Origin of the sequence: Vibrio porteresiae DSM 19223, assembly GCF_024347055.1 — a bacterium.
Lineage (GTDB): Bacteria > Pseudomonadota > Gammaproteobacteria > Enterobacterales > Vibrionaceae > Vibrio > Vibrio porteresiae.
The window spans coordinates 1,198,956-1,213,029 of sequence record NZ_AP024896.1; the positions used below are offsets into that span (position 1 = coordinate 1,198,956).

Here is a 14,074-nt window from a genome sequence, read left to right on the forward strand (position 1 = left end):
TGTCAAACCTAGAATTTAATAGTCGAAACCATCCATACAAAAATCTGCATAGACAGCATAAATCTCGCTATGTGAGCCATGTTTTATTGCGTAATAAAACCGCTACTAAATTCGTTAAGGTTTAATCCAACAAGGTAAATCGCCTACTGTGATAGTGGAATGTATGCCATTAGTTGAGCACAATTAAAAGTGGATGTAAACCCATCGCTATAGTGCTAAAAAACGACAACCCCATCAGACACAATCTAAGTATTGCAGCCTTCAGCAAAAGATAATGCTATTCGACATCAGCCCACTCCATCTAACCTTTGCCAAACACTAAACTATGCAAAAAGTTGTACGTCCGGTATGCTGTAAAAACACATAAAGAGGAGAGAACGTCGTTTGTCTCATCTCCCGCCGTAACACAATTTCATTTGAGAACGAGAAAGTGAACCAACTAAAGAAAGAGATCACCCTGTTATCAGGTGTGGGTCAGCTTTCCACTACCCTAATGGGCACAGGACTGTTTATGATCCCGGCTATTGCGGCTGGGATTGCAGGCACCTATACCCTATGGGCGTGGATTGCACTGTTTATTGCTATCTGCCCGATTGCCCTCACCTTTGCGACATTAGGCAAACACTACCCTAATGCGGGCGGTACGGCCTATTTTGTCCGCCAAGCGTTTAATGGCCGGATGGAAAATGCAGTGGCGTGGCTGTTTGTCAGCATTATCCCTGTGGGCATCCCACCAGCAGTGAAATTGGCAAGTGGCTTTCTACAACCACTGCTTCCTGAAGTCTTCAATTCACCTCTGTTTGCGCAAACTTTTACCGTCATTTTATTAATGGCAGCGAACCTCTCTGGCAGCAAATCCTCAGGGCGAATTCAAACCGTTATTGCCATCAGTATCTTTGCTTTGATTGGCGCTTTTTTGTGGAAGGGAGATATCGCTTGGCAAGATACTCAAATGCCAGCCATGCAAAGTAGCCAATGGCTTCCTATCTCAATGGCGTTAGGGGTTATGTTTTGGTGTTTTGTCGGCATAGAAGCTTTCGCGCATATGGGGGAAGAGTTTAAAAATCCTCAACGAGATTTCCCTATCGCGATATTAATTGGTTGTTTTGTTGCCGGCGCGACCTATTTTGCCTGCACCGTGGTGGTGTTAAAGTTTCATGCGTATGGCGGCGAAAGCTTTGATAACGGTTCAATACCGTGGCTAAGTGAGCAACTGTTTGGCCCTCGCCTTGCATCGGTCATTAGCTTAGTAGGTTTTCTTGCCTGCTTTGCCAGTATCAACCTTTACACGCAAAGCTTAGCTCGCATGGTGTGGGCGCAGGCGAGACAACATCGGCCGCACTCTCCTTTAGCAGCGTTAAGTCACCGTGGTGTACCTAAACACGCGACGCTATTGGTGTTTGGCGTGTTACTTGCTTCTTGCTGGTTAGGCGAACTGACCAACATGGAACTGCCGGTGTTCCTCACCCTAGCCAACAGTGTTTTCGTAATGATTTATCTTTTGGCGATGCTGTCTGCCACTCGCCTCCTTCGCGGTAGCGGCAAAGTGCTTGCCTATATCGCTTTATTACTTTGTGTATTGGTCTTTGTTTGTTTGAGTTGGGCAATGCTTTACGCCCTAGTGATGCTGGCGATCTTCATGCAACCTTGGAAGAAAACTCAAACCATCGCCAATGCCATCCCGACAATGGATGAAAGCCGCTGATGTACCAACTTTACTACTCGCCGCGAAATGCCAGTGCCGCAGTGCACTGGCTACTGCACGATCTTAATGTGCCTTATGAATTGATCCGCGTTGATCGTAAACAGCAGCAACAAAAATCTGCTGAATACTTAAAGCTCAATCCATCAGGTCGCATTCCAACCTTGCTGATTGATGATCAACCCCTTAGCGAAACTGCTGCCATTCTTATCACCCTATGCGAGCGTCATCCTGAACAAGCCAAAATGCCGGCTTTAGTTAGCCCTGACAGATCCAAATTTTGGCAATGGATGATGTATCTCACCAACACATTGCAAAATGAGTTGATGGTTTACTTCTATCCGCATACTACCGATAGCAACGGAATTGAAGCCATCAAACAGGCACAAGTCGTGCGGTTAGCAGAGATTCTGACTCTCATCGACAGAGAGCTAAGCCACCATACCTATCTGGTTGGTGACACACTCACCGCCTGTGATTTCTTTCTTTTTCTGCTGGGTTATTGGTGTTTAGCCCTACCCCAACCGCTTACCGAGTATCCTAACTTAACGCGTTTTATGCGCTTAATGGCGAAACACCCAAGTATCACTGCAGTCAATGATATTGAGCAGTTTGATCTCGATTGCGACATTTTCACCTTTATCGACTAATCTTAGGAGCGTGACCCGCTCCTTTGTACCTATCATTGAACCTTTCAAATTTGCGATATATAGCGGCATTAACTCCCTAAATTAATAACAAAAATCACGATTAAAATTTTTACACTCGCTATTTTTACAATATCCATTTAATTCATATGGATTTATTGTCAATTATAAAAATAGTCTTATTTTCCAACAAATTGGTGTCAGTAAATATTACATACGGTCGAAATAACACTATCTAAGTCATTGATTTTTCGTTCTGGCACGACCGATGCAAGATTGGAAGCGAAATCACATTAATGTGAAACTACAAATCCAATAACTACATGGGAGTTATTCAATTGAAAGCAGTGATTCGTTTTATTCTGGTAAGCACATTTTTTATATCGAGTTTTGCCCAAGCAAGCTACATCACTACCGGTACGCTATATCAAACCGCGCTAGGAACAACGATTGATTATTGGTATTTCTACGTTGATTCAAGCGATACCGTCACCATCAACTTGTTAAGTTACAGCAACGCTACCAGTTGGTGGGGTCGCAATTCAACAACCGCACTGGATTCAGTATTCAACCTTTACTCATACGATGGCTCAATCGATACTTCTGATCTGATCGCCACCAACGATGACGTCAATTACTACAACTACGATGCGTACAGTGATGGCAGTTCCACCAGCTATGACTCATATTTATCGGTTTACCTTACCGCGGGTGTCTATGTGTTACTGGTCAGTGACTACGATTCAAGCTCAAACTTAAGCAATTTCGATATTGCTTCCGGAATCAACTTTGGTGATAGCTTGTTAAATAGTCAGACATACGCTGATTACCAACTTACTTGGAGCAGCAACGTTAGTTTTGAAGACAACAGCAGCGACGATGACAACAGTGGTGGTAGTGGCGATTCGGATCAAACCGAAGTACCAGAACCACCTACCTTATCGCTATTTTTGGTTGGATTATTGGGCTTGTATAAAGTGCGCAATAAATTCAAATGGCTGGGTTAGTCACATTTGGTCTCGTCGGCAAAGAGCACTATCGCTTTTTGCCGACCCAGTATCACTTTGAATTCTATAAAGACGAAAGTACGGTCGCTAAATGGTCTTGATAACGAGCAGTATCACCCTCAAGATCAAGATTCTTCACCACGTCATAAGCGGCAAATCCAGCAAGGGACGTAAAGCCATTAAACTGATAGGCTTTATGCACCCACATAAAGAGTTCGTCAATCGTTTTACCTGCAAAAAACTCATCACTATTGAAAGAGTTAGACGGGGCATTTAGGGTGACAGATAGGAGTACGTGTTTCCCTTGCGCTAAACCGCCTGAGCCATATTTCTTACTCGGATCAGTTCGCGTACGACCATCATTTTCAGCCAATTTTGTTCCTAGACCAGCGTTAAACACTTCATCAATGTATTTCTTAAATGTCCAAGGAGTCGACATCCAATAAAGAGGCGTTTGGATAATCACCACATCAGCCCAAACATGTTTATCGACCTCTTCTTCAATATCGTATCCAAGGTCAATCGTCGTTGTCGCGATTTGATAGCCCAGCTCAGTCAGTTGATCCGTAGCAACTTGCGCAAAATGATGATTGAGTTTGCCCTCCGCCCAACCTTCATATTTTTGATGAGCATTAATAATAAGTGCCTTTTTCATATCATTGTCCCTTTAATTATTCGTTTAAACCGCTTGATGTAAGGTTGTATTAAGTAGATTGGCACCATCATAATTATTTAATGCATTGGATAAAATAGTACATTTATGTATACACTATCCACATTAATGAACAATATTATTAGATGATATGGACCATTTACAATCCCTTAAAGTCTTCAAACAAGTCGTAGAACAAGGCGCGTTCAACAAAGCCGCAGAGCGACTAGGAATGCCAACATCGACGGTTAGCAAAGCGATTATGGATTTGGAAGAGCATTTGCGGGTGAAGTTGTTACACCGAACAACACGCAAGATAACAGTGACGCAGGAAGGCTTAGAGTACTATGAGAAAACTCAGAAAGTACTGACCGAACTACAAGCGATTGATGCGGAAATATCGGGAAACAAGTCAACCCCCCAAGGGCATTTACGCATCGACTGCCAAGTAGCCTTCGCCAACTATATGCTGATTCCTAAACTCAAACAGTTTCAAGATGCATTTCCCAACATCACGTTAGGCTTAGGAATTAACGATCGTTCGGTTGATTTGCTCAACGAGGGCATCGACTGTGTAATCAGAGTGGGTGGTACACCCATCCCCGGTATGGTTGAGCGAAAAATCATGGACTTACCATTTATCACTTGTGCATCACCGGCTTTTTTAGCAGAACATGGTACACCTGAAACACCGCAAGAAATACTGGGAAACTACCCGACTATTTCGTACTTTCGAACATCCTCGACAAGCATCATGCCTTTAACGTTTAAAAAAGGATCCAAGCTTATCTCCATCGAGAAGTGCACTTACTCCTGCAATAACGGCCTAGGCCTATTTAATCTCACACGCAATTCATTGGGTATCGCCCAACTTGCCAGAGTGTTTGCCGACCCATTTATAAAGGCAGGGGAAATGGTAGAAATCTTGCCGGATTGGGAATGCACAACAATGCCACTCAAAGTCGTGTATCCACCCAATCAAAACCAAAGTGCCAGATTAAAAGTGTTTATTGACTGGTTACTAGACACGTTCAGAAATGCCGATTAAGACATTTTCCTATTTACCCTTAAGAGGCTATTCGTTAATTAGTTAGTCGTTAATAAGACCCCAAGATCAGTGTCATGCGCCCCACATCACATACTGTGGCAAAGTATGTGATGGTGGCGAATAGGTTCTAGGTTTAATCCAAAGATCTTGGTTTTATCGAGTTATAGAATTCACGTCTTGTCTTTTCATCTGCCTTGCCATACCAATAGTTCAACATAGACGCAACCGTATCTTGCATTTCAGAGGGTTCAACCGAATCGTTAAGAGCATGCTTTTGGGTTACTATTTTCTCTAATGGTTTTTCATTAGCGATCCCGGTCGCTTGTTGAAGAGAGGCGACCTTTTTGCTTTGGTTGTACCTCAGTATTTCGGCTTGATAATCATCTGCCAATTTGAAACCTGCATTAGGTAATGTATCTTGAATCACCGGGATAGCCGTTCCTGACTCTGTTTCCAATTTCCAAGCCAGATTTTTAATCCCCTCTTGCGCGGCAGAGAATGTCCAATAATTAGGCATAATCATTTTCGCATAACCAGAATGTGTATCGAATTTTGCAATAATTGTATCGCTATCAAACACTCGAACATTTTCGGAGTTCTGAGTCACCGACGTTTTGTATTTAAAAACAATTTGATTAGCACCATCAGGCAATTGAATATATTCGTGTGACCCCACTAAAAAACCATTCTGTTCATAGGCTTGACCGTTAACAGAAAATACAGTCACGCCATCAGGGATCTCAAGAGTAGACTGTGAGAATGCCTGAAAACTCATCATTAATATTGTTGTGTATATCAAATACCTAAGAATACTCATATATCGTTACCTAGACCGTTGCAATGCAATAAGAAAATCACCCCAGAAAATAGACCTATCTTCTGGGGTATTCTTTATTAATAATTATTAAAGGCTTTTATGCTCTTAAGAACACGATGGGGTGTTTGATAATTAAAGAAGCTCGTATCTTCAACAGCACTGGTTTCTCCTTGAACCCAGCCAGCACCTTTAACATCAATGGCGATCGGATCCCAGTATGAGATGCCATCAACAACGCCTGTGTTATACATGGCACGGAAATACTCTTTCATGTATTTCAATTGCCCTTCAGGCGTTGCACCGTAGTTTTCCGGGCCATCTGGATCAAGCTTGTTAGCAACAATTAAGGATGCAATATCGTCTTTACCAAACTGAGTTTCTAAGGTCCAAGGATAACCAACTTCACAAATCATCACATGCTTGCCAGAGTACTGAGCGACATGACTGACAAAATCGGTCATTTCTCCGATGCTCATATTGGTCCAGAATGGATACATAGAAGCCCCCATCAGGTCATAATTAAGACCATACATTTTGGCATCATCCATCCATTGATCATAAAAATCTTTATTAGGTACAGTGAGGTGAATAACGACTTTTGTTGTTGGAGAAACAGCTTTTACCGCCTCATAGCCCTTTTCAAGCAACTTATAATAATCTTCTCCACGAGGAACTCCGGCTACGGCATCATTAATCTCATTACCAATTGAAATATAATCAGGTGTCACTCCGTTATTTTTCATGGTTGTCATAACGTTGTATGTGTAATCGTAGAGGGCTTGCTCAAGATCTTTACCTTCTAAACCCACCCAGTCAGATGGCACAGTTTGAAGAGCGGGGTTGGTCCAAAAGTCACTATAATGAAGTGACACAAACAGAGCCATATCATGGGCTTTAGCAGCTTTTGCTGTTTTAACCGCATCATTCAAATCTTGATAACCATCTTGAACTCTATACGTAGTGCCGCTTAAATCTACGGGTGCACCTGGTCGATTATAAATTCGGATCCGAGCGAGATTGAATGCGTTATCCTGCAAAATGCTCAACACATCTTTTTGTACGCCCTCTTCATCCGCCCACGCGCCACCAACGGAATAGACCAGATTACGATAGGTGACATCGCCACCAACGTGCATCGATGTTGGCGGTTTACCTGCTACTGGTGCAGGCAGCAGCTCAAAATCATCTGCGACTAACCATTGATTCGCATCACCTTGGGATTTAAATCCAATCGTACAGTTCCCGCCAATGACCGATATTGGCTGAGACTCAATCATTGTCCAATAATTGGAATGTCCATCGGTTTGAGGAATCGCAGTATATGAATCGGAGCCTCCACAATCCTTAGTAAATATTTGAGCGACTTCCTGCCCACCACTACTTTGCACATAGGCGCGAAGAATATATTCACCTTCTTTTACATCGGTCAAAGTACGTAATGTTTCAACTGAATATTTCCCGTTAAATCGATGTTCAAGCCTTGTATTATCGTAATGACCAGGAGAGGAGACATAGCTTGCATTAACATCACCAATTGATGTCCATCCTAATTCAGATAAGCTCGGAGATGACGCTATCGCGCATCCTTGCGAAGCCAATACAACACAGCTAAGCAAGGCAACTCTTTGTGAATTCTTTTTAAAGTCCATAATAGTTCCTATTATTGATAGGTAAAACGTAGGATATTATTGTATTTTAAATGTTTAGAACATAAAAATAACACCCGCAGCAGTGCGGTCATCAGAGATAGAATTAAAATAGTCCACTGGCTTATTAATCATGCTATATCTATGATCGAACCAGAGTTGGATATTGGCATTGAGTTTATAAAGAACACCCGCTTGTACGTATTCTGCAAACGTATAATCACCAGCTAATCCGTCTTCCACTTTGGTTTTTACATAAGAAATTGATGGACGCAAACCATTATCAAATTGATACTGAGCAACCAATTCTAAGTTTTTGGCTTTGTCAGCGGTAGCGAGATAATCGGTGCCCGTTGAATCGTCCATGATCAGTTGCGTCATATTTTTTGTTTCTGCATAAACCGCAGCGAGGTAAAGATGGTTGGTGGTATACACGCTACCAATCCCCCAAGCTTTGGCATATTTAGGATCTTGCCATTCAGCGAGATTTTGGTCAGGGGTACGGCGCGAACGGCTGTAGGCACCAGTAATTTTTAAATCGTTCGTAATTTGATAGCTTATTGATGACCCATACCCTTCACCGTTATCTTTATCTACCCCATATCCCTCTTTTTTTGCTTGATACTGCAAGGCAAAATCAAGCCCTTTCAGTTGCCCAAACAGATCTTTATTACGATAAGTCAACATACTACTGCCACGGGTGACCATAAAATTATCTGCATTTGCTGACCAGGTTTCTCCAGAGAAATAGGGGGCGACGTCGGTATAGCGCTCAACATCGTAAAGAATGCCAAAGTTCCGTCCATAATCTATTGAACCGATATTCTCCATTTTGATCCCAGCATATTGCTGTCGCACGCCATAATTAGAGCTCCATTCATTTGAGCCTTCGGTCATACGAGATTGCCAAAAGCCATAACCAATAATATCTTTCGTTACCTTTGTTTCACCGTAGAACCCCAGATCAACGAGTGTCTTATCGTAATTGCCACTATTGTTGAACTCTCGTCTTGCATTAATACCGGCGTATAATTCTACCTTGGTATTATTTCTATTATACATTTCAGCCGAGTTTGCTAAGTCTGATAAAAACATAATCGGAACCATAGCAATAATTGTAATTGCCTTATTCATTGTAATCTCCATGTAGGGTATAGGCGATATTAACCACCCTGCATTGCTCGCAATGCAGGAGTAGCTTAATATTTATATTTAATGATTAATATTTAATATGAGAAATATCGAATTGGTTACTATAAATAACTTTTACTGAGACTTTCTTAAGTTCTAAGCCAACTCGCTCTTCTGATTCAATATAGATATCATCATTCGCTTTCTCTGTTATAACCAACGTTGCCTTGTCACCGAACTCTAGAATATGTTTTAAACTTACATCCCAATGAGTACCTTTATAAAAATCGTCTGCAACTAATTCATCATCGACATAAAGCTGCGCAATATCGCCCACATAGTCGAAGCGAATTAAAGCATCTACGTTATCTCTGATATCAATATGACTGAAATCCAGAGTCCATGTTTTTAAATTATCGGTTTTGGATAACGCCAACTCCTCACTCCCTAACGAAGTGGGAGTAGCAACCGCTATTTCGGTTAGATCGACATGATTTAACAACGATACTTTTGAGAATTCATGGTGAATGAATCTCGCACCATTCCACCAGGACAGAGAAAGATCGCTGTTACCCACACGGTAAGCAGTTAACTTATCTCCATCTAAATAGAGGTCTGCATTGGAATAGAAGATGTTATCGTCCAGCACAAAAAGATGCTCAGCTTGTTCTTGTGACAATGTCACTAGCGTTAACGTAACACCATTAACATGCACTGTGATTTGATTATCTAATCCCGTCCGTACTTTCTGCTGTGAACCATCCGCCCATACATATTCTGGTTCAATACCATCTATCGCCATAAAAAATAGCGTATTTCGGTCTTGATACACCAACTGTGCTGTCGAATATGACAGAACAACCCCGTTGATCTCTAAGTTGTAAGGCAGCATAAAGTAACTGCCACATGGTACATTTATCCCCTGTTGTGGAAAAACGAAATGTCCATCCGCTACTGGAACTTCAAATTGAACTGACTCATGTGGAGCTAACATGCTATGACGTTGGTAATTATTAACGAAAACATAGCCACTGTTGCCATCAGTACGTAATGCATAGCGCAATGAAGTCGTATCATTTCGTCCTTCAATTTCCATGGCTTGAAATTGAGGACACATTTTACCTAAAGAGTCACCGAAGGCTTGCAGAAAAAGATGTTGAATTTTCAGTTTTCCGTATTGAGGATTGATTTGCCCAAACTCGCCAATAGGTGCTTGAAAGTCATAGCTTCTTACTGGCAAATCGTTCGGGTATCCAGTGCATTTTGACTCTTGCATTGTGTGATGTTTGCCGATGGGATTAGTACCACCGTGATACATGTAATAACCTGGTAGGTTGTTACCACAACCAATCTTAACCATAGCAAGTGATGCCGCATCATCTGCCGAAATGATAGGTCGACGATGATGGGTGACTTGAATACCGGCACCAATTTCACAGGTAGCGAAAGGATATAAGTCGTATTTCATTTGAAAAACGTCTTCATCCGTTTCTTTCGCGATAATTAAATCCTTACCGATTGAGTGATCATTACGGGCAGGCAAAAAGAAATAGTGACTGACAGGTTCGAGTTGCCGTGTATGATTTTCCCAAGGTGCATCCGCATATCCGCCAAAGACGGGAAGCACATCCAACTCAGGAATAGCAGCGCCATAGGTTGCATTCCACCCTGTCGCCGTATACAAAGGTGCATTTAAGCCAAGTTCAATCGCGATATTTTTTAGTGTCTTAATGTGCACAGCGTTATCGGTTAATTCATTCTCAAGCTGGATAGCACAAATTGGGCCGCCGTTTTCGAATAAGAAGTCGGACACTTGTTCTTTTAGCTGACTCCAATACCGTGTCACATATCCTAGATATTCTGGGTCATCCGTTCTTGTTTCACATCCCTTAGCCAATAACCACTCTGGGAAGCCTCCATTTCTTAGCTCAGCGTGACACCAAGGACCAATACGCAAAACAACGTCGAGTCCACACTCTTGAATCAGTTCCAAAAAGTGGCGTAAATCATAGTTTCCAGAAAAATTAAACTGACCTTCTTCTTCTTCATGAAAGATCCAAAATACATAAGCAGCAATAAGTGTTACACCGCCCGCTTTCATTTTGAGCAACTCAGCTTTCCATGATTCGCGATTGACACGCCCATAATGGATTTCACCCATTACTGGTATCCAACATTGACCATTTTTTTCTAGATAGTGGCTGTTGACATCAATTGTCGTTGTTTGATTGCTACCACCTAAATGTAGATGTCCTCTCAGCAATTTAGTAGGCTGTTCATCTTTAAATTTATAAATCATCGTATTTTCTCCATAGTTATAATTTTGATTATATTTAGGCTACTGTTGCTTCGGTAAATTCTTCCTCAGGTTGACTTCCTTTATCTTTTAACATAATCGCTGTAAAGACGGTAAATACGCCGGCAACGGTTCCAAAGATAATATAGGTATTTACAAAGCCAACTGAATCATATAAATAGCCGGCTAACGGTGAGTAAATTGTGGTAGCCAAAGATGCAGAGAACAGCATTAATAGATAAACCGTTGATGACAATTTGTGATCGAAGTTAGCAGCAATATATTTAAATAGAGATACAACGATTAACGGTTTTTCTATAGCATGTGCCATTTTCATCGCACCAATCCAAATAGGACCAATTTCAATCGCTGAACCCAGTATTCTTAAGCTCATAATACAACCAGCGATAACAAGTGCTTTCTTGGCTCCTACTCGATTCACAAACCAAGGGACTATCGCTAGAAAAACAGTCTCAAAGAACACCTGAATAGACCCTAAAATACCAAACCAATGGTTACCTTCTTCACGTGTAGCAAACTGCAGTGAGAAATATTGAGCAAATTGTTGGTCGTAGGTATCGTATATCTGGTTAACAAACAGCATAAATATCATCAGCATCCAGAACTGTTTATTTTTAAGGAGTTGCAAAGCATTAGAAACTTTAAGTGACTCCGTTTCTTTCACTTCCTGTTGGGTTAAATCAATTCTGGTGAACAAAAAGCACAGGCCTGCAAGCAAAATAGCCGCACTACCCATCCAAAAAGGAATATCAGGATTGATATCAATATACTTACCTGTTAACCAAGTAGCGAAAGCCCAACCTAAAGAGCCCCACATTCTCACGCGGCCATACTCGAATTCATAACGTCGTGACACTTTATCAAGGTAACTATCAACCACACCACAACCTGAGTTGAAAATAACACCTAAATAGAGACCACCAAGTAGCGCACCTAGCCAAAATGAATGTACTAATAACGGTGCATATACATAGATGAAAAATGGACCGACAGGAAGAAGTAACGCGACCAAAAACCATAATAGTCTCTTCTTGAGTCCAAGTTTATCGGATACATAGCCAAAAACTGGCTGCATCAATAATGCAATTAAAGCGTTGATTGAATATATAATCCCCGTTTTAGTTGCACTAATGCCTAGGTGCTGCGTCGTCCATATAACAAAAAATGACATGGTGGCAGACCAGGAAAATAAATATAAGAAATCAAACGCACTTAATAATATATAATTTTTTCTGCTCGTAGGGTTCATCTTAAAGCCTCGTTATTGTTGTATACAAAAATGTGTTTTGCAGTGACTTCTATTTATGCTGCATTGCACATTGTTATGACAAAAATGCATTTAATTGGACAATACCAATTATCTGAACATTTTATTGACTTTATTTATTGCTAACCATTGTTGATATAATAACTTGGGCTGGAGAGAATACTCACTTTGTAGTCAAACAATCTAGTTAAGAAACTTTACTAAAAAATACGACATACTTATCGTTTGAAAATTGAATGTATCCGGAGTGATGAATCAGGAAGCTATTGATAGATAACCAATATTTTCAGATAGTTAAAGAAGAACAATCATGGCGATTCAAATTGAACAAAAATTCACCAACCCACCATTAACGAATAAGAATATCGAATTTTTGAGCATTCACTTCTAAATTTTTTCATGAAACTCTGAGGCAGCTAAACAGTATCGTACTATTATGTAACGAATAAGATATAGCTCTGAGGAATCCCCTAATGATTTTGATAAAAATCATTAAGTTAAGGTAGATGCACATCTTGTCATGTGATCAAATGGTTCTGCGAAAAATCAATAACCAGACAACAAGATGTGCGAACTCGATATTTTACACGACTCTCTTTACCAATTCTGCCCTGAATTGCACTTAAAACGACTTAACAGTTTAACGCTAGCTTGCCACGCATTACTTGAATGTAAAACGCTCACTCTTACCGAGCTTGGTCGTAACCTGCCAACGAAAGCTAGAACAAAACATAACATCAAACGAATCGACCGATTGTTAGCTAATCGTCACTTGCACAAAGAGCGACTCGCGGTATACCGTTGGCATGCTAGCTTTATCTGTTCGGGTAATTCGATGCCCATTGTTCTTGTTGACTGGTCTGATATTCGTGAGCAAAAACGGCTTATGGTATTGCGAGCTTCAGTGGCGCTACAGGGCCGTTCTATTACTCTTTATGAGAAAGCGTTTCCGCTTTCAGAGCAATGTTCAAAGAAGGCTCATGACCAATTTCTAGCCGACCTTGCAAGCATTCTACCGAGTAACACTACACCGCTCATTGTCAGTGATGCAGGCTTTAAAGTGCCATGGTATAAATCCGTTGAGAAATTGGGTTGGTACTGGTTAAGTCGAGTAAGAGGGAAAGTGCAATATGCCGATATTGGCGCAGAAAACTGGCAACCTATCAGTAACTTACATGACACATCCTCAAGTCGTTCAAAGACGTTAGGCTATAAGAGGTTGACCAAGAGCAATCCAATCTCATGTCAAATTACACTGTATAAATCTCGTTCTAAAGGCCGAAAAAATCAGCGTTCGACACGGACGAATTGTCATCATCCGTCTCATAAAGTTTACTCTGCTTCGGCAAAAGAAGCATGGGTTCTTGCCACTAACTTACCCGCTGACACTCGAACGCCAAAGCAACTTGTTAGGCTCTACTCGAAGCGTATGCAGATTGAAGAAACATTCCGAGACTTGAAAAGCCCTGCGTATGGATTAGGCCTCCGTCATAGCCGAACTAGCAGCTCAGAGCGCTTTGATATCATGCTGCTAATCACCCTAATGCTTCAACTGACCTCTTGGCTTGCTGGAGTTCATGCTCAGAAACAAGGTTGGGATAAGCACTTCCAAGCGAACACTGTTAAAAATCGAAATGTACTCTCAACAGTACGCTTAGGCATGGAAGTATTGCGGCATTCTGGCTACACAATAACGAGGGAAGACTTGCTCGCAGCTGCAACCCTGCTTGCTCAAAATCTATTCAAATATGGTTGCGCCTTGGGGAAATTATGAGGGGATCCCTCAGGATATAGCTCCCTCTTTATTGTTTCTAAGGCATGATGACTGTTACTGAAAAGC

Annotated in this window: 11 protein-coding genes; 5 read left to right on the plus strand and 6 right to left on the minus strand. The window is 41.3% G+C overall.

Annotated features, from left to right (window positions below):
• Positions 1-430: 430 nt before the first annotated feature.
• From yjeH to OCV11_RS22080, 3 genes are all read left to right on the plus strand, one after another.
• Positions 431-1,705 carry an L-methionine/branched-chain amino acid transporter gene (gene yjeH / locus OCV11_RS22070; RefSeq protein WP_261896594.1) on the plus strand — a complete coding sequence of 425 codons (1,275 nt, stop codon included), beginning with the start codon at positions 431-433 and terminating at the stop codon, positions 1,703-1,705.
• Complete coding sequence (locus tag OCV11_RS22075; RefSeq protein WP_261896595.1) at positions 1,705-2,352, plus strand: glutathione S-transferase family protein; 648 nt, start codon at positions 1,705-1,707, stop codon at positions 2,350-2,352. The genes yjeH and OCV11_RS22075 overlap by 1 nt, the downstream gene beginning before the upstream one ends.
• A 344-nt stretch (positions 2,353-2,696) precedes the next feature.
• Positions 2,697-3,356 carry a DVUA0089 family protein gene (locus tag OCV11_RS22080; RefSeq protein WP_261897984.1) on the plus strand — a complete coding sequence of 220 codons (660 nt, stop codon included), beginning with the start codon at positions 2,697-2,699 and terminating at the stop codon, positions 3,354-3,356.
• 64 nt (positions 3,357-3,420) lie between these two features.
• Here the strand turns inward: OCV11_RS22080 and OCV11_RS22085 are convergent, their stop codons facing one another.
• A complete protein-coding gene (locus tag OCV11_RS22085; RefSeq protein ID WP_261896596.1) occupies positions 3,421-4,011 on the minus strand; it encodes an NAD(P)H-dependent oxidoreductase in 591 nt (196 codons plus the stop codon).
• Between the two features lie 148 nt (positions 4,012-4,159).
• Here OCV11_RS22085 and OCV11_RS22090 point away from each other — a divergent pair, with 148 nt between their 5' ends.
• Positions 4,160-5,056, plus strand: coding sequence for a LysR family transcriptional regulator (locus tag OCV11_RS22090; protein WP_261896597.1), 897 nt, complete (start codon positions 4,160-4,162; stop codon positions 5,054-5,056).
• Between the two features lie 133 nt (positions 5,057-5,189).
• Here the strand turns inward: OCV11_RS22090 and OCV11_RS22095 are convergent, their stop codons facing one another.
• The 5 genes from OCV11_RS22095 to OCV11_RS22115 all read right to left on the minus strand — a co-directional run bounded on the left by OCV11_RS22095 (position 5,190) and on the right by OCV11_RS22115 (position 12,216).
• Positions 5,190-5,873 carry a DUF2057 family protein gene (locus OCV11_RS22095; protein ID WP_261896598.1) on the minus strand — a complete coding sequence of 228 codons (684 nt, stop codon included), beginning with the start codon at positions 5,871-5,873 and terminating at the stop codon, positions 5,190-5,192.
• Between the two features lie 77 nt (positions 5,874-5,950).
• Positions 5,951-7,522: an arabinogalactan endo-1,4-beta-galactosidase gene (locus OCV11_RS22100; RefSeq protein WP_261896599.1), complete on the minus strand. Its 1,572-nt coding sequence runs from the start codon at positions 7,520-7,522 to the stop codon at positions 5,951-5,953.
• A gap of 54 nt (positions 7,523-7,576) precedes the next feature.
• Positions 7,577-8,653 (minus strand): porin, encoded by a 1,077-nt coding sequence (locus OCV11_RS22105; protein ID WP_261896601.1) that lies wholly within the window; start codon positions 8,651-8,653, stop codon positions 7,577-7,579.
• An 85-nt stretch (positions 8,654-8,738) separates the two neighbouring features.
• Complete coding sequence (locus tag OCV11_RS22110) at positions 8,739-10,949, minus strand: beta-galactosidase (RefSeq protein ID WP_261896602.1); 2,211 nt, start codon at positions 10,947-10,949, stop codon at positions 8,739-8,741.
• Between the two features lie 34 nt (positions 10,950-10,983).
• Complete coding sequence (locus tag OCV11_RS22115) at positions 10,984-12,216, minus strand: oligosaccharide MFS transporter (RefSeq protein ID WP_261896603.1); 1,233 nt, start codon at positions 12,214-12,216, stop codon at positions 10,984-10,986.
• Positions 12,217-12,799: 583 nt separating this feature from the next.
• On the opposite strand from OCV11_RS22115, the gene OCV11_RS22120 reads away from it, so the two are divergent.
• Entirely contained in the window at positions 12,800-14,008 is a 1,209-nt protein-coding gene (locus tag OCV11_RS22120; protein ID WP_261894455.1) for an IS4 family transposase, read from the plus strand.
• The last annotated feature ends 66 nt before the right edge of the window (positions 14,009-14,074 follow it).